At 63.8% G+C, this 20,071-nt stretch carries 17 protein-coding genes and 1 pseudogene; all 18 read left to right on the top strand.

Annotation, left to right across the window (positions count from 1 at the left end):
* Nucleotides 1-15 precede the first annotated feature (15 nt).
* On the top strand, nt 16-654 hold the full coding sequence (locus ACQZ5N_RS18165; protein ID WP_448733694.1) for a phage distal tail protein, Rcc01695 family: 639 nt from the start codon (nt 16-18) through the stop codon (nt 652-654).
* Nucleotides 651-1,535, top strand: coding sequence for a DUF2163 domain-containing protein (locus tag ACQZ5N_RS18160; protein WP_448733693.1), 885 nt, complete (start codon nt 651-653; stop codon nt 1,533-1,535). Before ACQZ5N_RS18165 ends, ACQZ5N_RS18160 begins: the two co-directional genes overlap by 4 nt.
* Entirely contained in the window at nt 1,532-1,966 is a 435-nt protein-coding gene (locus ACQZ5N_RS18155) for a C40 family peptidase (RefSeq protein WP_448733692.1), read from the top strand. Before ACQZ5N_RS18160 ends, ACQZ5N_RS18155 begins: the two co-directional genes overlap by 4 nt.
* 15 nt (nt 1,967-1,981) lie before the next feature.
* A pseudogene (locus ACQZ5N_RS18150) lies at nt 1,982-5,790 on the top strand (baseplate multidomain protein megatron).
* A 34-nt stretch (nt 5,791-5,824) separates the two neighbouring features.
* Nucleotides 5,825-6,031: a hypothetical protein gene (locus ACQZ5N_RS18145; RefSeq protein WP_035262738.1), complete on the top strand. Its 207-nt coding sequence runs from the start codon at nt 5,825-5,827 to the stop codon at nt 6,029-6,031.
* Between the two features lie 136 nt (nt 6,032-6,167).
* Nucleotides 6,168-6,422, top strand: coding sequence for a hypothetical protein (locus tag ACQZ5N_RS18140; RefSeq protein WP_003497070.1), 255 nt, complete (start codon nt 6,168-6,170; stop codon nt 6,420-6,422).
* A gap of 94 nt (nt 6,423-6,516) precedes the next feature.
* Entirely contained in the window at nt 6,517-7,188 is a 672-nt protein-coding gene (locus ACQZ5N_RS18135) for a response regulator transcription factor (RefSeq protein ID WP_003509815.1), read from the top strand.
* Nucleotides 7,178-8,578: a sensor histidine kinase gene (locus ACQZ5N_RS18130; RefSeq protein ID WP_003521230.1), complete on the top strand. Its 1,401-nt coding sequence runs from the start codon at nt 7,178-7,180 to the stop codon at nt 8,576-8,578. Before ACQZ5N_RS18135 ends, ACQZ5N_RS18130 begins: the two co-directional genes overlap by 11 nt.
* A gap of 105 nt (nt 8,579-8,683) precedes the next feature.
* On the top strand, nt 8,684-9,112 hold the full coding sequence (locus ACQZ5N_RS18125) for a membrane protein (RefSeq protein WP_031233367.1): 429 nt from the start codon (nt 8,684-8,686) through the stop codon (nt 9,110-9,112).
* A 161-nt stretch (nt 9,113-9,273) separates the two neighbouring features.
* Nucleotides 9,274-10,437 (top strand): c-type cytochrome biogenesis protein CcmI, encoded by a 1,164-nt coding sequence (gene ccmI / locus ACQZ5N_RS18120; protein WP_448733691.1) that lies wholly within the window; start codon nt 9,274-9,276, stop codon nt 10,435-10,437.
* Nucleotides 10,434-10,946 carry a cytochrome c maturation protein CcmE gene (ccmE, locus tag ACQZ5N_RS18115; protein WP_078054252.1) on the top strand — a complete coding sequence of 171 codons (513 nt, stop codon included), beginning with the start codon at nt 10,434-10,436 and terminating at the stop codon, nt 10,944-10,946. Before ccmI ends, ccmE begins: the two co-directional genes overlap by 4 nt.
* Nucleotides 10,943-12,934: a heme lyase CcmF/NrfE family subunit gene (locus tag ACQZ5N_RS18110; protein ID WP_020808641.1), complete on the top strand. Its 1,992-nt coding sequence runs from the start codon at nt 10,943-10,945 to the stop codon at nt 12,932-12,934. Before ccmE ends, ACQZ5N_RS18110 begins: the two co-directional genes overlap by 4 nt.
* A gap of 26 nt (nt 12,935-12,960) precedes the next feature.
* Nucleotides 12,961-13,428 (top strand): cytochrome c-type biogenesis protein, encoded by a 468-nt coding sequence (locus ACQZ5N_RS18105; protein ID WP_448733690.1) that lies wholly within the window; start codon nt 12,961-12,963, stop codon nt 13,426-13,428.
* A gap of 157 nt (nt 13,429-13,585) precedes the next feature.
* On the top strand, nt 13,586-15,139 hold the full coding sequence (locus tag ACQZ5N_RS18100) for a Do family serine endopeptidase (protein WP_448733689.1): 1,554 nt from the start codon (nt 13,586-13,588) through the stop codon (nt 15,137-15,139).
* Between the two features lie 313 nt (nt 15,140-15,452).
* Nucleotides 15,453-16,211, top strand: a complete 759-nt coding sequence (locus ACQZ5N_RS18095) for a response regulator transcription factor (RefSeq protein ID WP_031233368.1) — start codon at nt 15,453-15,455, stop codon at nt 16,209-16,211.
* 9 nt (nt 16,212-16,220) lie between these two features.
* Nucleotides 16,221-17,630 carry a sensor histidine kinase gene (locus tag ACQZ5N_RS18090; RefSeq protein ID WP_448733734.1) on the top strand — a complete coding sequence of 470 codons (1,410 nt, stop codon included), beginning with the start codon at nt 16,221-16,223 and terminating at the stop codon, nt 17,628-17,630.
* A 173-nt stretch (nt 17,631-17,803) separates the two neighbouring features.
* Nucleotides 17,804-18,229 carry a thiol-disulfide oxidoreductase DCC family protein gene (locus ACQZ5N_RS18085; RefSeq protein WP_448733688.1) on the top strand — a complete coding sequence of 142 codons (426 nt, stop codon included), beginning with the start codon at nt 17,804-17,806 and terminating at the stop codon, nt 18,227-18,229.
* 61 nt (nt 18,230-18,290) lie between these two features.
* A complete protein-coding gene (locus ACQZ5N_RS18080; protein WP_448733687.1) occupies nt 18,291-20,012 on the top strand; it encodes a DUF4166 domain-containing protein in 1,722 nt (573 codons plus the stop codon).
* Nucleotides 20,013-20,071: the final 59 nt, after the last annotated feature.

Below are 20,071 nucleotides of genomic sequence, written 5' to 3'. Positions count from 1 at the left end.
TCCAGGAACAACGACATGGCGGCATTTCATGAAGTGCGGTTTCCGCTGCGGCTCGCGCTCGGGGTGAGCGGCGGGCCGGTGCGGCGGACGGATATCGTCAACCTGTCCAATGGCCGCGAAAGCCGCAACCAGCGCTGGAGGAACGCCAGACGCAGCTATGACGCCGGATCCGGTATCCGCTCCGTCGCCGATCTTTATGAGGTGCTCGCCTTTTTCGAGGCGCGGCGCGGCGAACTTTACGGCTTTCGTTTTCGCGATCCGGTGGATTTCAAATCCTGCCCGCCGGGGGAGACGCCCGCCGCGACCGATCAGAGGATCGGCACCGGCGACGGCGTGACGGCGGGTTTTCAGTTGCTGAAGACCTATGCCGATGCGGGCGGCTCCTTCGTGCGGCGGATAGAAAAACCGGTCGAAGGCTCGATCATGGTTTCGGTCGAGGGGGTGAAGGTCGAAGCGGCTGATGTGGCGGTCGATCATGTAACCGGAATGATCGTGTTCCGTGCGGGGCGGGTGCCGCCCGCCGGCGCCGCGATCCGCGCCGGTTTCGAATTCGACGTGCCGGTCCGCTTCGGGATTGACCGTATCGACGTGAACCTGACCGCTTTCGAAGCGGGCCGTATTCCCTCCATTCCACTGATGGAAATCCTGCCATGAAAACCATTCCCGCCGCCCTTGCCGGGCATCTCGGGCAAGATGCGACGACCACATGCCATTGCTGGAAGGTGACACTGAAGGACGGTGCGGTGATCGGTTTTACCGATCATGACGAGGCGATATCGTTTGCCGGCACGTCCTACCTTGCCGCCAGCAGCTTTTCGGCCAGCGATAACGACGGCGAAACAGGGCTGGGCGCAGGCGCCGGGGAGGTGGCTGGCGGTTTTTCTAGCGAGGCGATTGCGGAGGGCGATCTGGCCGCCGGGCGTTTCGATGGGGCGAGGGTGGAGCTTTTCCTCGTCAACTGGCAGGCGCCTGACCAGCATGTGCTGCTGAACAGGCGCGAAATTGGCGAGGTAACGCGGGCCGGCGGGGCTTTTCGCGCCGAGCTGCGCAGTCTTGCCCATCGCCTCGGCCAGCCGCAGGGCAGGGTCTATGGGCGGCGCTGCGACGCCGCCCTTGGCGACAGGCGTTGCGGCGTCGATCTGTCCCGCTTTACCGGGCATGGCAGCGTCGCGGCGGTGGATGCTTCGGGTAGCCTGATCGTCTCCGGGCTCGATGCCTTTGCCGATGGTTTTTTCAGCCGGGGAAAGCTGCGTTTTCTGACCGGCCCGCTCGCCGGCAAGGGGTTCGATCTCGACGGGCAGGAGCGGCGTGACCACGGGGTGCTTCTGTCCTTCTGGCTGCCGCCGGAACAGGCGCCTTTGCCGGGAGATAGGTTTTCCGTCACCGCCGGCTGCGACAAGAGTTTTTCCACCTGCCGGGCAAAATTCGCCAATCATCTGAATTTCCGGGGCTTTCCGCATCTGCCGGGGGCGGATTTCGCCTATTCCTATGCGGCGGGCGGCGAGAGCCATGACGGCGGGGCGCTGTTTTCATGAGCGATACCGGCGAAAGAGTGCTGGCGCTCGCCGAAGGCTGGATCGGCACGCCCTATCGGCATCAGGCCTCGTTGAAGGGTGTCGGCTGCGATTGCCTCGGCCTCATTCGCGGCATCTGGCGGGACCTTTATGGCCACGAACCGGAATTGCCGCCGCCCTATGCGCCCGATTGGGCAGAACGCGGCGGCGAGGACCGGCTGATGGCGGCGGCAAAACGCCATTTTCCGGCGGTGGCGGGCCTGGAAGAGGCAAGGTCGGGAGACCTGCTGCTGTTTCGCTGGCGGGCCGATGCGGCCGCTAAACATCTCGGCATTCTGGCCGGTCCGCAGCATTTCATCCACGCCTATGAACAGGCGGCGGTGCTGCGTTCGGCGCTGGTGCCCGGCTGGCGGCGGCGCATCGCCGGCGTCTTCCGTTTTCCCGATCCCTGATTTTTCGAGGCAAGCATGGCGACAATCGTTTTTCAGGCGGCGGGCGCGGCACTCGGCGGCATTTTCGGTCCTTTGGGCGCGGTGATCGGCCGGGCGGCCGGGGCGCTGGCGGGCAATGCCATCGACCGCACGCTGCTTTCGAACGGGCGGACGGTAACGGGCGCGCGGCTCTCGACCGCGCGCATTCCCGGCGCGGATGAGGGAGCGGCGATCAACCGGCTTTACGGCGCAGCACGGATCGGGGGCACGCTGATCTGGGCGACGCGTTTCGAAGAAAGCGTGGAGGTGGAGCGGCGCGGCGGCAAGGGCAATCGCGGCCCGAAAGTGGAGACCTTTCGGTATTTCGCCAACGTCGCCATCGGCCTTTGCGAAGGTGAGGCGGCAAGGGTGCGGCGCGTCTGGGCCGATGGTCGGGAACTGGACCTGAGTGCCGTGGAGATGCGCTTTTATCCCGGCAGCGAGACGCAATTGCCCGACCCGCTGATCGAGGCGAAGCAGGGGGCGGGCAATGTGCCGGCCTTTCGCGGACTGGCCTATGTGGTGTTCGAACGCCTGCCGCTCGACGGCTTCGGCAACCGCATTCCGCTCATGCAGTTCGAAGTGGTGCGGCCGGTCGGCCGGCTGGAAAAATCCATCCGCGCCATCACCGTCATTCCGGGCGCCACCGAGCACGGTTATGCCCCCGCGCAGGTTTGCGAACGCACCGGGATCGGCCAAAGCCGCATCATGAACCGCAACGGCCTGATCGCTTCGACCGACTGGGTTGCTGCGATCGACGAGTTGCTGGATCTGTGCCCCAATCTTGAGAGCGTGGCGCTGGTGGTGAGCTGGTTCGGCACGGATATGCGGGCGGGGGAATGCCGCATTCTGCCGGGCGTGGAAGTGGCCGGCCGGGATGGGGAAACCATGCCAGGTCCGTCGCCGGCCTTTCGCGCGATGAGGCGCATCCTGTCAGCCATCATGGCGGCGGCCCGGCCTATGGCGGCACGCCGAACGACGAAAGCGTGTTGCAGGCGATAGCCGATCTCAGGGCGCGCGGCCTTCGGGTGTGCCTTTACCCCTTCGTGATGATGGATGTTCCCATCGGCAATGGTCTGTCGGACCCCTATGGCAAAAGCGAGCAGGACGCCTATGCCTGGCGCGGGCGCATCACCTGCTTTCCCGCACCCGGCAGGGCCGGCTCTGCGGATCGCAGCGCGGGCGCAAGGGCGCAGGTTTCCACCTTCTGCAACCGCGATGAAGGCTATCGCCGTATGGTGCTGCACTATGCGGCGCTGGCGGCCCGGGCGGCCGAGGCGGGGGGAGTGGATGCCTTCCTGATCGGCTCGGAGCTGCGCGGGCTGACCTCGCTCAGGGACCAGAACGACGCCTTTCCCTTTGTTGGGGAACTGCTGCGGCTGGCGGGCGATGTGCGGGCGATATTGGGGCCGGCGGTGAAGCTCACCTATGCGGCGGACTGGAGCGAATATTTCGGTCTCCAGCCGGCGGACGGCTCGGGCGACGTGTTCTTCCATCTCGATCCGCTCTGGGCGAGCCCGAATATCGACGCCATCGGCATCGACAATTACATGCCGCTTTCCGACTGGCGCGACGGAGATGCCGCAAGCGGCAATCCGGACGGCATGACCGGCCCGGACGATGTGAGCGCCTTCCGCCGCACTATTACGGCGGGGGAGGGTTTCGACTGGTATTATGCCAGCGATGCGGACCGCGCCGCGCGGCGGCGCACGCCGATTACCGACGGGCTGAAGGGCAAGCCGTGGGTGTTCCGTTACAAGGACTTGCGTAACTGGTGGGGAAACCTCCACTACGACCGGGTGCGGGGTGTGGAGAAAACAACGCCGACGGCATGGGCGCCGCGCTCGAAGCCCATCTGGTTTACCGAACTCGGCTGCCCGGCGGTGGACAAGAGCGCGACGCGCCCCAATGTCTTTCCCGATCCGAAATCGGCGGAAAACGCCTTTCCCTATTTTTCCCGCCGCAACCGCGCCGACAGCCAGCAGCGACGGTTTCTGGAGGCGCATCTCGACCATTGGGGAAAGGGCGATGCGGCGATGGTCGATGCAAACCGGGTCTATCTGTGGACCTGGGATGCACGGCCTTTCCCCGCCTTCCCGCAGAATGGCGCGGCATGGAGCGATGGGGCGAACTGGCGCACCGGCCACTGGCTGAACGGGAGGCTGGGCACGGCAACGCTCGCCGATGCCATCGCCGCCATCCTCACCGATCACGGCTTTTCAGACTTCGACGTTTCCGCCGTCAGCGGCGATCTGGGAGGTTATGTGCAGGGCGACGTGACCTCGGCCCGCAACCTCTTGGAGCCGCTGATGGCGGCGTTTCAGGTGGATGTGACGGAAGATGGCGGAACCCTGCGTTTCCGCTCCCGCAATACGGCGGTCTTGCCGGTGCGGGATATTGCCGTGCTGGCCGATCTGGAAGACGAGCCGCTCTGGTCGGAAAATCGCGGCCATGACAGCGATTTCGCCGCTGAAGCCGTGCTGACGTCTTTCAACCCGGCGCTGGATTACGAGCAGGCAAGTGTACGGTCCCGCCGCATCGACAATGCCGGCAGCCGGGTGATGCGGCTCGATCTCAACGCTGCCCTGCCTGCGGAAACGGCGGAAGCCGCCGTCGAGGCGTTGTTGCGCGACAACCGGCAGGCGCGGCGCAGTCTGCGCTTTGCTCTGCGGCCTTGCGATATCGCGCTTGAACCGGGTGATTGTATCCGCCTGGCGGAAGGGGCCTTTCCGCAGGCGCCGGCAGGGCGGTTTCTGGTCAGCCGGATCGAGGACGGCGCGGTGCGGCAGGTGGAGGCGCGGGCCTTTTCCGCTGCCTTTCCGGTCTTTGCCGGCGGCGCGGAGGAACGGCGCAGCAGCGGCGCAAGCGGAGCCGAAGGTTTCGCGCCGGAAGTGCTGTTTCTCGATCTGCCCTACCATGACGGCACCGCGCCGGAGGATTCGGCGCGGATTGCGGCGCTTGCAAAGCCCTGGCGACCAATCGTCATTTCCGCGTCGCCGGGCAGGGAAGGCTACCGGCAGCGCGTGCTGCTGGACCGGCCGGCGATGATCGGCGCGCTGGCAATGCCGCTGACATTTGGCCCTTCCGGCCGCTTCGACCGGAAAAACACCGTCGTCGTCGATCTGCCCTCCGGCGAGGTATCGTCGGCCGGGGAGCTTTCGGTGCTGAACGGCGAGAACCGTCTCGCCATCAAGGCGGCGAACGGCGTTTGGGAAATCGTCGCTTTCGCAAAAGCCGAGGAAATCGCACCCGCACGCTGGCGGCTTTCCGCTCTTCTGCGGGGGCTCGCCGGCACGGAAGACGCGCTCGCCGCAGGCGCGCCGAAAGGTGCGCCGGTGGTGGTTCTGGATGCGGCGGTGCAGCCGCTCGGTCTTGCCGCGAGCGAGCGCGGGCGACGCCTGAACTGGATTGCGGAAGCGGCCGGAATGGCGGGCGCGCCGAGCGGTCCTTTTGCCTTCGAGGGCGGCCTGCGGGCGCTGACACCGCTCGCGCCGGTGCATCTTGCCGCCGAGCGGCGCGGCGACGGCGTTTTCATCAGGTGGAAACGCCGGGGCCGGGTGGAGGCCGATGGCTGGGATGCGAGCGACATCCCGCTGGACGAGCCCTTCGAGCTTTATCGCATCGAGGTGCTGGACGGCGAGACCGTGCGGCGCATGGCGGAGGTTTCGCAACCCTTCTGGTTTTACCCCGCCGCGGACGAACTCACAGATTTCCCGGCTTTGCGGGATCACATTTCCGTGCGTGTCCGAATGCTCGGCCGTGCGGTGCCCTCGGGCGTGGCGGCCGAGGCCACCCTCCCGATCTGACATGTGCCTGAAAAACAACGCAAAGGATGAGACTATGGATAGTACCAAAGCATGGTATCAATCGCGCACGATCTGGGGCGCCCTGGTTGCGGTTTTCGCACCGCTTTTCAGCATCGCCGGCCTTGATCTGCCCGCCGGTCTGCAAGGAGAACTTGCGGACGGGCTGGTGACGGTTGCGGGCGGAATCGGTGGCCTGGTCGCACTTTACGGCCGTCTTTCGGCGACCAGCGCCATTCGCTGACAGCGCCCGCGACGACGCCGTTCCCGCCTTGCACCCATGCGGCGGGGGCGGCATTCATTTGCCATTCAGACGCTTTGCGCTACATATTCGGTCAGAATACGGTTCGAGACGCACCCGGTTTTTGGAAGTTTGTAGAATGGCATCACCTCTCATCATCGCGACGCTTGCAGCCGGGCTTTCCGGTTTCACGGCGCCCGAGGCTGATCTGCAGGGCCATTACATTCTGGCGGCGAGCGATTGCGGCGCAGCCGTCGCCCGCGTCGTGCGCGAAACCGGCGGTCAGCTGCTTTCGGTCTATCCTTCCGGTGACGGTCAGTCCTGTGTCGTCACCGTTCTCGTCCAGGGCAATGGCGAACGCCCGCGCAAGGTGACGATGCGCGTGCCGATGTAGCTTGCCCGCATCGCCGAAATATCGGAAAACAATCCGACACATTTAGCATGACCGGCGACGCGCCTGCGGGCCGGGATACAGGAAAGGGCGGACAATGCGTATTCTCGTTGTTGAGGACGATGCCAATCTCAATCGTCAGCTGACCGATGCGCTGAAAGAAGCCGGTTATGTCGTCGATCAGGCATTCGACGGCGAGGAAGGCCACTATCTCGGCGATACCGAACCCTATGACGCCATCGTCCTCGATATCGGCCTGCCGCAGCTCGACGGCATCACCGTCGTTGAAAAATGGCGTGCGGCCGGCAAGGCCATGCCGGTGCTTATCCTCACCGCCCGCGACCGCTGGAGCGACAAGGTTGCCGGCATCGACGCCGGTGCCGATGACTATGTGACGAAGCCTTTCCATGTGGAAGAAGTGCTTGCCCGCGTGCGTGCGCTCATCCGCCGCGCCGCCGGCCATGCTTCTTCCGAACTGGTGTGCGGCCCGGTCCGGCTCGACACCAAGTCTTCCAAGGCCACCGTCAACGGTACGACGCTGAAGCTCACCTCGCACGAATTTCGGCTGCTGTCCTATCTCATGCACCACATGGGCGAGGTCGTTTCGCGCACGGAGCTGGTCGAACACATGTACGATCAGGATTTCGACCGCGATTCCAACACCATCGAGGTGTTTGTCGGCCGTCTGCGCAAGAAGCTCGGTGTTGATCTGATCGAGACGATCCGCGGTCTCGGTTACCGGATGCAAGCGCCGGCAGATGCGAAGTAATTCCCTCACCGCCCGCGTTCTGCTGCTCGCCTCGCTCTGGTCGGTGCTGGCGCTGGTGGTGATCGCCGTCGTGATCTCGACGCTTTACCGGCAGGGGGTGGAGCGCAGCTTCACCGATCTTCTGAGAGCGCAGCTTTATAACGTCATCAATTCCGTGACGATTTCCAACGAGAACACGCTGGCCGGCAGCCCGCAGCTCGGCGATCTGCGCTTTTCGCAGCCCGATACCGGCTGGTACTGGGTTGTCGAGCCGCTCGGCAATTTCCAGACCGCGCCGCTGGTATCATCGTCGCTCGGCGTCTCCACCCTGCCGGTGCCGAGCATTCTCGATGCGCCCTTCGACAATCGCTATGAGCGCTTTTATGCCGTCACCGACGAGGCCGGCAATCAGGTGCGCGTGGCGGAAACCGAAGTGGTGCTGGATGGCGAGGGGCGCGCGGCGCGTTTCCGTGTCTCCGGCAATCTGAACGTCGTGGAAGACGATGTGCGCGATTTCTCCAACAGCCTTTATCTGGCGCTCGCCGTTTTCGGTGTCGGCAGTCTGGTCGTCAACGGTCTTGCCATTCTCTACAGTCTGCGACCGCTCGATCAGGCTCGCGTCGCGCTCGGCAAGATCAGGGGCGGGGAGGCGGAAAGCCTCGAAGGCGAATTCCCGCGTGAAATCCAGCCGCTCGCCAATGAGGTCAATGCGCTGATTGACAGCAATCGCCGCCTCGTGGAGCGCGCTCGCATGCAGGTCGGCAATCTCGCGCATTCGCTGAAGACGCCGATCGCCGTTCTTCTGAACGAGGCCCGCACGCTGGAACCGCAGCATGGCGATCTGGTGCGGGCGCAGGCCGACGCCATGCAGGCGCAGGTGCAATCCTATCTCTCCCGCGCCCGCATCGCCGCCCAGCGCGGCTCGATCCTTGCCCGCGTGGAAGCGGAACCGGCGCTGGAACGGCTGGTGCGCGTGATGCGTCGCCTGAACCCCGACAAGCAGTTCGTGCTGAATTTCGAGCAGCCCGGCGCGGTGCTCGGTATGGAGCAGCAGGATCTGGAAGAGGTCGTCGGCAATCTTCTCGAAAATGCCGCGCGTTTTGCGCAGACGCGTGTGGTCATCACGCTTGCGACCGGCACGCACCCATCCTCCGATGCGGAAATTGCCCGTCGTTCCTGGGTGGAGCTGACGGTGGAGGACGACGGACCGGGGCTTGAGCCGGAACAGATCAGCGAAGCGATGAAGCGCGGGCGGCGGCTGGACGAGAGCCGGCCGGGCACGGGCCTCGGATTGTCGATCGTTTCCGAGGTGGTGTCAGAGTACCATGGCCGGTTTTCGCTGTCGCGCAGCGCCATCGGCGGGCTGAAAGCCGATCTGATTTTGCCGGGCCTTTCGAAAGAGCTTGCGTGAGGCAAGAAAAAAGGCAAGAAATTCAATGGCACTATATTGGGTGCAATGCGGTAGGAAAGAGGACAGGGTTTGGTTGACGTGTATGATGGCTGCCGCTCCGTGACAATGCGTTCGCTGGTGTCACGCCCGGCACTTCTCTCGATCCTGTGCGTATCGATGCTGAGCGCCTGCACCACCACGGGCACCCGCCCGGCGGGCGGCGGCCTGTTCGGCCGCTCTGCACAGCCCTCGACGCCGTTCCTTGCCAATCTGGAAGGCGGCATCGTCGGGAGAAGCGGCGTGCAGCTTGACAGGGGTGACCAGACCAAGGCGCTGGAAGCCGAATACAAGGCGCTGGAAACGGCCCCCGTCGGCACGCCTGTGTCGTGGACCGGCGATGACGCCAAGGGGCAGGTGGTCGCCAATGCGCCCTATCAGGTCGGCAACCAGAATTGCCGGCAATATTCCCACACCCTGACGGTCGACGGACGCGAAACCAGGGCGCGCGGTGCGGCCTGCCGCAATGCCGATGGAAGCTGGTCGCCGCTGACTTGAAATAGTTTGACGTAAATCAAGGTCACGGGCCCTTTGCGATGACAAGAAGAGGCATGGCGGTGCAGCCGGGAGATGGCCTGCGGTGCGGCGTGATGTCTCAAATTCACGTCATCCCCGCGCTTCATGTTTCCATGTGCCGCGCATTCGAGTAATTGAGCCTTATGTTCTGGATTGTCGTTGCGATATTGACGGCGGCTGTCGCCATCGTCCTGATGTACCCGCTGATGCGGAAGACCGAGGCGCCGCAGACGCGCCGCGACGGTGAGGTCGCCGTCTATCGCGATCAGCTGGCCGAACTGGACCGCGAACGCGCCGCCGGCCTCATCGGCGACACCGAGGCGGATTATGCCCGCGCCGAAATCGGCCGCCGGCTTCTGGCCGCCGCCGAAGCGGAAGATCAATCCGGCAAAGAAACCCGGCCGCGCCGGCACAATCTCGCCGCCAGCCTCATCACGGTTCTGCTGCCCGCGCTCGGTCTCTGTCTTTACATCTGGAACGGCAGTCCGGAAGTGCCGGACATGCCGCTCGAGGCGCGTCTTGAAAAGCCCGGCAACGACATGAACCTGCTGGTCGCCCGGGCGGAACGGCATCTGGCGCAGAACCCGGAGGACGGCGCCGGCTGGGATATTCTCGCGCCGATCTATTTCAAGACACTACGGCTTGGCGATGCCGAGCTTGCCTATCGCAATGCGCTTCGTATTCTGGGACCGAGCCCGGAACGGCTGACTGGCCTTGGCGAAACGCTGGTGGCCGGCAATGACGGCATCGTCATCGAGGCCGCACGTGCTGCTTTTGCTGAGGCAGAAGAGCTGAAGCCCGGCAATCCGCGCGCCCGCTTTTATCTGGCGCTGTCGCTGGAACAGGCCGGCAAGGCCGAGGAAGCGCGCGCTGCCTTCACCGCGCTGGCGGCCGATGCACCGGCCGGCGCGCCGTGGCTGCCGCTGGTGCGCGAACATATCGCCCGGACCGGCGGCGCGGCGACCCCTGCCGCACCCGGCCCGACCGCTGAGGACATGGCGGCGGCGAAAGACATGACGGCGACCGACCGGCAGGCAATGATCGAGGGCATGGTGGCGAGCCTCGACGCCAAGCTGAAGGAAAACCCGGCCGATTTCGAAGGGTGGATGCGTCTCGTTCGCGCCTATTCGGTGCTGAAGAACGAAGCCAAGGCCGGAGAGGCGCTGCGGGCGGGGCTGAAGGCCTTCCCGCCGGAGGGCGAGCAGGGCAGGCAGCTTCTGGCGCTGGCCAAGGAACTGGGCGTTTCGGCCGGACCGATCCGCATGAACGGGCAGCAGGATGCCGCGCCGCAGGGAGTGACGCAATGACCCGCAAACAGAAACGCCTGGCGATCATCGGCGGCGGCATGAGCTTCATCGTTGCAGCCGTGCTGCTGGTCATGTTCGCCTTCGGCCAGTCCATTGCCTATTTTTACATGCCGGCCGATCTGGAGAAAACGCCCGTCAACCCCGGCACCCGCATCCGCCTCGGCGGGCTGGTGGCGGAAGGCTCGATCAAGCGCGGCGAGGGCCGCACGGTGAGCTTCACGGTGACCGACGGTGAAGCGAACGTGCCGGTCAGCTATACCGGCATCCTGCCCGATCTGTTTCGCGAAGGGCAGGGCGTGGTAACCGAAGGCATGTTCGATGCCGCGACCCACGGTTTCGTGGCCGACAGCGTTCTGGCCAAGCACGACGAGAACTACATGCCCAAGGAAGTGGCCGACCGGCTGAAGGACAAGGGCCTGTGGCAGCATGCGGGGGAGGGCGAAGAACCAGCCGCCGCAACGCCAGCGGCCAGCGCAGCTTCTTCCGACAAGACCGGAGCGACCAGATGATCAACGAGATCGGCCATTATGTTCTGGTTCTGGCGCTCGGTGTGGGGCTGATCGTCTCGACGCTGCCGGTCATCGGCGCGCGCCGCAACGACCGGGCGCTGATGGATGTCGCCTCGCTCGGCTCGGTCCTGATGTTCCTGCTGGTCGCCTTCTCCTTCGCGGCGCTGACGCGAGCCTATGCCGTCTCGGATTTTTCCGTGCGCAATGTCTGGGAAAACTCCCATTCGCTGATGCCGATGATCTACAAGCTGACCGGCGTTTGGGGCAACCACGAAGGCTCCATGCTGCTGTGGCTGCTGATTCTGGTGTTTTTCAGCGCGCTTGTCGCCGCATTCGGCCGCAACCTGCCGGAAACGCTCAAAGCCAATGTTCTTGCGGTGCAGGCATGGATTTCGGTCGCCTTCCTGCTGTTCATCCTGCTCACCTCCAACCCGTTCCTGCGGCTGGAGCCGGTGCCCGCCGAGGGGCAGGACCTCAATCCCATTCTTCAGGATTTCGGCCTCGCTATCCATCCGCCGCTGCTTTACCTCGGTTATGTCGGCTTTTCCGTCTGCTTCTCCTTTGCCGTTGCGGCGCTGCTGGAAGGACGCATCGACGCCGCCTGGGCGCGCTGGGTGCGGCCATGGACGCTCGCCGCATGGACCTTCCTCACCGCCGGCATCTCCATGGGCTCCTATTGGGCCTATTATGAACTCGGCTGGGGCGGCTGGTGGTTCTGGGATCCGGTGGAAAACGCTTCCTTCATGCCGTGGCTTGCCGGCACCGCGCTGCTGCATTCGGCGCTCGTCATGGAAAAGCGCGAGGCGCTGAAGATCTGGACCGTGCTTCTGGCGATCATGACCTTTTCGCTGTCGCTGCTCGGCACCTTCCTCGTCCGCTCCGGCGTGTTGACCTCGGTCCATGCTTTCGCCACCGATCCGAGCCGCGGCATCTTCATTCTCGGCATTCTGACCGTCTTCATCGGCGGCGCTTTTGCGCTTTTCGCATGGCGTGCACCTTCCCTGAAGGCCGGTGGCCTGTTTGCGCCGATCTCGCGCGAAGGGTCGCTTGTCCTCAACAACCTGATCCTGACGGTCTCGACCGCGACCGTGCTGATCGGTACGCTCTATCCGCTCATTCTGGAAACGCTGACGGGCGAAAAAATCTCGGTCGGCGCGCCTTTCTTCAATCTTACGTTCGGCCTGCTGATGATTCCGATCCTGATCGTCACGCCTTTCGGGCCGATGCTCGCCTGGAAGCGCGGCGATCTTCTCGGAGCCTTCCAGCGGCTTTATGTGGCGGCAGCGCTTGCGGCGCTTGCCGGGCTGACGCTCTGGTACATCGAAAATGGCGGTCCGGTGCTGGCCGCACTCGGCATCGCTGCCGGTTTCTGGCTGATCTTCGGCGCTTTCGCCGATCTCTGGTATCGCGCCAATTTCGGCAAGCTCGCCTTCGGTATAGCGTTTCGCCGCCTGAAGGGCCTGCCGCGTTCGGCCTTCGGCACGGCACTGGCGCATATGGGGCTCGGCATCACCGTGCTCGGCATCGTCATCGTCACCACTTTCGAGACCGAGACAGTCCTGGAAATGAAAGAGGGCATGGCGGCGGAAGCGGGCGGTTACAGCCTGACCTTCGATGGCGTCCGCCACGCCGTCGGCCCGAATTTCACCGAGGATCGCGGCCATTTCACCGTGCGCAAGGCGGGGGTGGAGGTGGCCGATGTCTGGTCGTCCAAGCGGCTCTATACCGCGCGGCGCATGCCGACAACGGAAGCCGGCATCCTGACCTTCGGCCTTAGCCAGCTTTATGTCTCGCTCGGTGACCCCATGGCCGATGGCGGCATGGTGGTGCGCATCTGGTGGAAACCCTTCATCCTGTGCATCTGGGGCGGCACCCTGTTCATGATGGCCGGGGGTTTCATCTCGCTCTCGGACAGGCGTTTGCGGGTCGGAGCGCCGAACCGCAAGGCGAAGCCGGTGCGGGCTGCAATGCCGGAGGCGGCGGAATGAGTGCGGCCTTGTTCCGGGGAACAGGAATGAGGGAGAGAGTGGCAAGGCTCGCTCTTATTCTCACCCTCATCTTCGCAGCAGCCTCTCCGGCCTTCGCGTTCAATCCGGACGAAGTGCTGAAAGACCCCGTGCTGGAGCAGCGCGCCCGCAACCTCACGTCTCAGCTCCGCTGCATGGTCTGCCAGAACCAGTCCATCGACGACAGCAATGCCGAGCTGGCGCGTGACCTGCGGGTTCTGGTGCGCGAACGGCTGGTCGAGGGCGACAGCGACAAGGCCGTCATCGATTATGTCGTGTCGCGCTATGGCGAGTTCGTGCTCCTGAAACCGCGCCTCAGCCTGCGTACCGTGCTTTTGTGGGGTGCGCCCATCGGTCTCACCCTTGCGGGAATTTTCGCCGTCTTCGTCTTTTCGCGCCGTCGCGCCACCCAGGAACAGCCACAGAAACTGAGCGCGGACGAAGAAGAGAGAATTCGCAATCTCATTGAAAAATAACCGGTTTTCATTTTTCTCCCCGGTTCTTTTTCAACATTACGGATTTTTCATTCGTCAGACACTTCGCCGTAAGGTGTCGCCTCCTATATCTTCATCATCCACCGCTTCTCCCCCGGGTCAAACGGGCTCCAGTCTGAATGAAGAAAGAAGGTACACCATGTCTCATTCGCAAAACGGCCATTCCTCGCTGAAGACGGCTTTGAAGGCCACGACCGTTGGCGGCCTTGCGGCGCTGATGCTTTCCACTGGCATCGCCGCACCGATCCTCCATTCGTTTGCCGCTCCCGTCGAGGTGAATGCGCCGCAGGTTCCGAGCTTCGCCAATGTGGTCGATGCGGTGTCGCCCGCCGTCGTCTCCGTTCGCGTGCAGTCGAACGTGCAGCCCGCTTCCGATGATAGCAGCAATTTCTCCTTCAATTTCGGCGGCCGTGGCCTCGACCAGCTGCCGGACGACCATCCGCTGAAGCGCTTCTTCAAGGAATTCGGCGGCCCCAACCAGGATCGCTCCGACCGTGGCCCGAACCGCCACCGTGACGGCAAGGGTCCGCTGCGCCCCGTCGCTCAGGGCTCCGGCTTCTTCATTTCCGAAGACGGTTACATCGTCACCAACAACCACGTCGTCGATGACGGCTCCGCCTATACGATCGTGATGAATGACGGTACCGAACTCGACGCCAAGCTCGTCGGCCGCGATCCGCGCACCGATCTGGCACTGCTGAAGGTCGATGTGAACCGCAAGTTCACCTATGTTCAGTTCGCCGATGACAGCAAGATCCGCGTCGGTGACTGGGTCGTCGCCGTGGGTAACCCCTTCGGCCTCGGCGGTACGGTGACGTCCGGCATTATCTCGGCCCGCGGCCGCGATATCGGTTCCGGCCCCTATGACGACTACCTGCAGATCGACGCCGCCGTGAACCGCGGTAACTCGGGCGGTCCCGCCTTCAACCTCAACGGCGAAGTCGTCGGCATCAACACGGCCATCTTCTCGCCGTCCGGCGGCAATGTCGGCATCGCCTTCGCCATTCCGGCATCGGTCGCCAAGGACGTGATCGCCGACCTGCAGAAGGACGGCAAGGTTGAGCGCGGCTGGCTCGGCGTGCAGATCCAGCCCGTCAGCAAGGATATAGCCGAATCGCTCGGCCTTTCCGAAGCCAGCGGCGCGCTCGTCGTTTCGCCGCAGGCCGGCTCACCGGGCGACAAGGCCGGCATCAAGCAGGGCGACATCATCACCGCCGTCAATGGCGAGCCCGTCAAGGATGCCCGCGACCTGTCGCGCCGCATCGGCGGCATGGCGCCCAACACCAAGGTTGAAATCTCGCTGTGGCGCGGCGGCAAGTCGCAGCCTGTCACGGTAACGCTCGGCGATCTCGCCAGCGACGATGCTTCCAAGGCGACACCGAGCCAGAACGACGATAAGGGCGGCCAGTCCTCCAGCGAGAAGGTGCTCTCCAGCCTCGGCCTGACGGTTGCGCCCGCCGATGACGGCAATGGCCTTGCCATCACCGATGTCGATCCCGACAGCGATGCCGCTGCCCGTGGCCTGAAGACGGGTGAGAAGATCACCTCGGTCAACAACCAGCAGGTCGCTTCCGCCGCCGATATCGAGAAGATCCTCGAACAGGCCAAGAAGGACGGACGCTCCAAGGCGCTGTTCCAGATCCAGACGGACGATGGCAGCCGCTTCATCGCTCTGGATATCGACCAGGGTTGATAGGTTGAAAGGCGATGCCGGTTCTTTCGGGAGCCGGCGTCGTCAAGGAATGTGTCTCGCCTGTAGGACGGGACAGAACATATGGAACGAGCGCGTGCCACCTGTTTCTTCTCCCCGTGGGGGAGAAGGTCGCGGCAGCGGGATGAGGGGGCAAGGGTAGCTAGAGACTGCGCGCTTGCCCCCTCATCCGACCCTTCGGGCCACCTTCTCCCCGGCGGGGAGAAGAAACCCAGCCGCACTCGCCCAGTCCCTGGGCGCTCGCTCCGTCTTGAAGCGCAAAGGTGCCAGAGACCAGGTCTTCGGAGGAAACCTCATGGAAAACAAGGTTCAGGAAATGTCTGTCGCATCTGTTTCCGGTTGTGCGGAAAAGGGCGAGGGCGCTATTGTCCCGCACATGAAGATTCTTGTCATTGAAGACGACCTCGAGGCTGCGGCCTATATGACCAAGGCGTTCCGCGAAGCCGGGATCGTCGCCGACCATGCGAGCGACGGTGAGAGCGGCCTGTTCATGGGTTGCGAGAACGCTTACGACGTGATGGTGATCGACCGCATGTTGCCGCGCCGCGACGGGCTTTCCGTCATCAGCGAGCTGCGCCGTCGCGGCATCGAGACGCCGGTTCTGATCCTCTCCGCGCTGGGGCAGGTGGATGACCGCGTCACCGGCCTGCGCGCCGGCGGCGACGATTATCTGCCGAAACCCTATGCCTTTTCCGAACTGCTCGCCCGTATCGAGGTGCTGGGCCGCCGCAAGGGCAAGCCCGAGCAGGACATGATCTACCGGGTCGGCGATCTCGAACTCGACCGGCTGTCCCACGATGTCCGCCGCAACGGCAAGGAAATCCTGCTGCAGCCGCGCGAATTCCGCCTGCTCGAATATCTGATGAAGAATGCCGGCCAGGTCGTGACCCGCACCATGCTTCTCGAAAACGTCTGGGACTATCATTTCGACCCGCAGACCAATGTCATCGACGTGCATGTGTCCCGCCTGCGCTCGAAGATCGAGAAGGACTTCGAGAAGCCGCTCCTGAAGACCATTCGCGGCGCCGGTTACATGATGAAGGACGAGGGCTGATTGGCGAAAATGGCCCGCCTCAGAATAGTGTTCCGGTCGACAGCAGTGCGCCTTTCGGCGCTCTATATTCTGCTGTTTGCGCTCTGCGCCGCCTTCCTGGTATTCTATGTCACCGCCCTTTCCGAACGGCTGCTGAACCAGCAGACGCGCGATGCCGTGCTTCAGGAAGTCTCGGATGTGCAGCGCATCTATAATCGCGGCGGCATCAATCCGCTGCTGCGAATGATGGAACGCCGCGCCCGCCAGCCGGGGGCGAGCCTTTACGTCATCGCCGGGCCGAATGGCGAAATCCTTGCCGGCAACGTCGCTTCGGTGCAGCCGGGCGTTTTCGACAAGGAAGGCTGGACCGGTTTTCCTTTCCGTTACGAGCGTTACTCCGAAAGCGGCGATAGCGTGCAGCATCTGGCCACCGCCAATGTCTTCATGCTGGACAATGGCCTGCGCATCCTGATCGGCCGCGACCTCGGCGAACCCACCAAGTTCCGGGCGCTGGTGCGCAATGCGCTGATGGTGGCGCTCGCCATCATGGGCGGCGGCGCGCTGCTCATCTGGTTCGGCATCGGCCGCAACGCGCTGAAACGCATCGACCGCATGTCGGCGGCGACCAAGAAGATCATGGCGGGCGACCTTTCGCAGCGCCTGCCGCAGGGCCGCTCCGGCGATGAATTCGACCGCCTGTCCGGCTCGCTCAACGCCATGCTCGGCCGCATCGAAAAGCTGAATGAAGGCCTGCGGCAGGTCTCCGACAATATCGCCCATGATCTGAAGACGCCGCTGACGCGGCTGCGCAACAAGGCGGCCGCAGCGCTTGACGACAATGACGAGACGAAACGGCGCGCCGCGCTTGAAGGCATCATCGCCGAATCCGACCAGCTTATCCGCACCTTCAACGCGCTGCTGATGATTTCCCGCGTCGAGGCAGGCTCAATTGCCGCCGAAATGACCGATGTGGACGTCTCGGCGATTGCCGCCGACAGCGCCGAACTCTACGAGCCGGTGGCCGAGGATGCCGGGCTTGTGCTGGAGGCCGAAATAGAGGCTGACCTGTCGGTAAAGGGCAACCGCGAGCTGATCGGCCAGGCGCTCTCCAACCTCATCGACAACGCCATGAAATATGCCTGCGAGGGCGAAGGCGACAAAAAGCTCGTTGTGCGTCTGGTAAGGGAGCCGGAGGCCATTGTGCTCTCCGTCGCCGATCACGGCCCCGGCATTCCCGCTGACAAACGCGGCGAGGTGCTGAAACGCTTCGTAAGGCTGGATGAAAGCCGCTCGAAACCCGGAACCGGGCTCGGCCTGTCGCTGGTGGAGGCCGTGATGGAGCTGCATGGCGGATCGCTGATGCTGTCGGACACGGATGCCACGAATACCGCCTGTCCGGGGCTGACCGTTTCGATGGTTTTCCCCGTCTCGAAGGCTTAGGCATCGCGGCTGACGATGCCGTTCACCGGGATTTGTGCGCAAAGTCTTCGCCATCCGGAAAATGACTGTTTTTCAAGATTGTATTGCAAGATGATCTGAAGAATAGTCCGATTGATTGACGGCAATGGCTCTGTTCGGAAATCGCGTGCGATGGACGAAAGGATGTGTGACGGGTGGCAGCTAAGGTTCCCTTGACCGACGACGGGCACGGCCCGATCATTCTGTTCGATGCGGAATGTGTGCTGTGCTCCGTGAATGCGCAATTCGTGCTGCGGCATGACAGGGCCGGATATTTCCGCGTGGCATCCATGCAGGGCGATATCGGCGCGCAAATTTACCGACGTTGCGGCATGGACCCGAAAGATCCGGTCAGCATGCTGGTCGTGGAGGGCGGCAGGGTGCGGCAGGACAGCGATGCCGTGCTGAGCATATATGAAGCGCTGGGCCTACCCTGGCGGCTGATCACCATATTGCGCATCGTTCCCGCATTCCTGCGCGATCCCGTTTATCGCCTTGTCGCCCGCAATCGCTACCGCTGGTTCGGAAAACGCGAAGAATGCTGGGTGGCGCCGCCGGAGTACCGGGAGAGAATCCTTTGACCATGGCAATGGCCACCCGTTCAGGTAAATCGGGCATCGGCACAGAGGCGTCGGCAGGGTAATGAAAATATTGATCCTCGGCGGTTACGGTGTGTTCGGCGGCCGGCTGGCGGAACTGCTTGCCGATATGTCCAGCCTTGAAATTCTCGTCTGCGGCCGCAGCCTCGCACGGGCGGAGGCCTTTTGCGCAGCCTGGCGCGGACAGGCGCAATTGCGCCCGCTGATGCTCGATCGCCGCGATATCACAGACGCCCTGCGCATCCACAAGCCCGATCTTGTCGTCGATGCGTCCGGGCCGTTCCAGACCTATGGCAGCGCATGTTACGGCGTGATAACGGCGTGCATCGACGCCGGGATAGACTATCTCGATTTCGCCGATGCCGCCGATTTCGTTTTCGGCGTCAGCCAATTCGATGAGCGGGCGAAAGCCGCCGGTGTTTTCGTCCTGTCAGGCGTCAGCAGTTTCCCCGTCCTGACGGCCGCCGTCCTGCGCGAAATGGAAAGGACCATGGACATTCTCACCGTCGAGGGCGGAATAGCGCCGTCTCCTTATGCCGGGATCGGCCTCAACGTCATGCGGGCGGTCGTGGGTTATGCCGGCGCGCCGGTCAAGCTCTGGCGGCATGGCAGGCCGGCGCACGGCGTCGGCCTTGCGGAAAGCAGGCGCTTCACCGTTGCCGTGCCCGGCAGGCTGCCGTTGCGCAATATTCACTTTTCGCTGGTCGATGTGCCGGATTTACAGGTGATTCCACCGGAACACCCGTCGATGACCGATATATGGATGGGGGCCGGTCCCGTGCCGGAGTTTCTGCACCGTATGTTGAACCTTCTGGCGAAAGCGCGGGCGCGGTTCGGCCTTCCCTCATTCGCGTCGCTATCGCCGCTGTTTCATGCCGTGCTGAACCGGATGCGCTTTGGCGAACATCGCGGCGGCATGTTCGTCCGCGCGCAGGGGCGTGCAGCGGGCAGGTCGATGGAGATGAGCTGGCATTTGCTGGCCGAAGGCGATGACGGCCCCTACATCCCCTCCATGGCTATCGAGGCTCTTGTCCGCAAGATGCTGAGCGGCGAGCGCCCGTTGCCCGGCGCACGCGCCGGCACGGATGCGCTGAACCTTGCCGATTACGACCGGCTTTTCCGCAACAAGACGATCTACACGGGGTTCCGCCGCGAGGAACCCGACGTCTCGCTGTTCCGCCAGCTTCTCGGCCCGGCCTTCGATGACTTGCCGCCGCGCCTGCGGGAACTGCACGACAGCAAGGATGTTCGGCAATGGAGCGGGGTCGCGGAGATACGCCGCGGGCAGGGCATGCTGGCCCGCATGATTTCCGCGCTCGCCGGCTTTCCGCAGGCGGGAAAGCAGGTTCCCGTCAGCGTCACCTTCACGCCGGAAAAGGGCAAGGAGCGCTGGACGCGGAATTTCGGCGGGCAGCGCTTCTCGTCCACACAGTCGGCCGGCATGGGCAAGGATCAATATCTGCTGGCGGAGCGCTTCGGCATCGTTACCGTCGCTCTGGCGCTGGTGCTCGATGGCGGCCGGCTGGCTCTCATCCCCCGGCGATGGCATGTTCTGGGCGTGCCGCTGCCCGGCTTTCTTCTGCCGAAGGGCGAGAGTTTCGAGTCCGAGGAAAACGGCCGGTTCTGCTTCGATGTGGAAATTTCTCTGCCCTTCGTCGGTCTCGTCGTCGCTTATAAGGGCACGCTGGAACCGGCCGCCCGTTCTGCGAAACATCGCGGCCCCGGTGAAACGCCTTGCGGCGCTTCACCGGGTGAGGAGGCGTGAGGGCAGGGACGCCTTTCCTCATTGGGGACGTGCCGGAGCGCGCATCCGTGGCCGCGCGG

Source organism: Agrobacterium sp. 22-221-1, from assembly GCF_053522445.1.
This window is presented reverse-complemented; position numbering and strand designations above follow the sequence as displayed.

Bases quoted from the DNA above. Each gene is read 5' to 3' on its own strand.
- ACQZ5N_RS18165 (WP_448733694.1), top strand. From the start codon at position 16: ATGGCGGCATTTCATGAAGTGCGGTTTCCGCTGCGGCTCGCGCTCGGG.
- ACQZ5N_RS18160 (WP_448733693.1), top strand. From the start codon at position 651: ATGAAAACCATTCCCGCCGCCCTTGCCGGGCATCTCGGGCAAGATGCG.
- ACQZ5N_RS18155 (WP_448733692.1), top strand. From the start codon at position 1,532: ATGAGCGATACCGGCGAAAGAGTGCTGGCGCTCGCCGAAGGCTGGATC.
- ACQZ5N_RS18145 (WP_035262738.1), top strand. From the start codon at position 5,825: ATGGATAGTACCAAAGCATGGTATCAATCGCGCACGATCTGGGGCGCC.
- ACQZ5N_RS18140 (WP_003497070.1), top strand. From the start codon at position 6,168: ATGGCATCACCTCTCATCATCGCGACGCTTGCAGCCGGGCTTTCCGGT.
- ACQZ5N_RS18135 (WP_003509815.1), top strand. From the start codon at position 6,517: ATGCGTATTCTCGTTGTTGAGGACGATGCCAATCTCAATCGTCAGCTG.
- ACQZ5N_RS18130 (WP_003521230.1), top strand. From the start codon at position 7,178: ATGCGAAGTAATTCCCTCACCGCCCGCGTTCTGCTGCTCGCCTCGCTC.
- ACQZ5N_RS18125 (WP_031233367.1), top strand. From the start codon at position 8,684: ATGCGTTCGCTGGTGTCACGCCCGGCACTTCTCTCGATCCTGTGCGTA.
- ccmI (WP_448733691.1), top strand. From the start codon at position 9,274: ATGTTCTGGATTGTCGTTGCGATATTGACGGCGGCTGTCGCCATCGTC.
- ccmE (WP_078054252.1), top strand. From the start codon at position 10,434: ATGACCCGCAAACAGAAACGCCTGGCGATCATCGGCGGCGGCATGAGC.
- ACQZ5N_RS18110 (WP_020808641.1), top strand. From the start codon at position 10,943: ATGATCAACGAGATCGGCCATTATGTTCTGGTTCTGGCGCTCGGTGTG.
- ACQZ5N_RS18105 (WP_448733690.1), top strand. From the start codon at position 12,961: ATGAGGGAGAGAGTGGCAAGGCTCGCTCTTATTCTCACCCTCATCTTC.
- ACQZ5N_RS18100 (WP_448733689.1), top strand. From the start codon at position 13,586: ATGTCTCATTCGCAAAACGGCCATTCCTCGCTGAAGACGGCTTTGAAG.
- ACQZ5N_RS18095 (WP_031233368.1), top strand. From the start codon at position 15,453: ATGGAAAACAAGGTTCAGGAAATGTCTGTCGCATCTGTTTCCGGTTGT.
- ACQZ5N_RS18090 (WP_448733734.1), top strand. From the start codon at position 16,221: ATGGCCCGCCTCAGAATAGTGTTCCGGTCGACAGCAGTGCGCCTTTCG.
- ACQZ5N_RS18080 (WP_448733687.1), top strand. From the start codon at position 18,291: ATGAAAATATTGATCCTCGGCGGTTACGGTGTGTTCGGCGGCCGGCTG.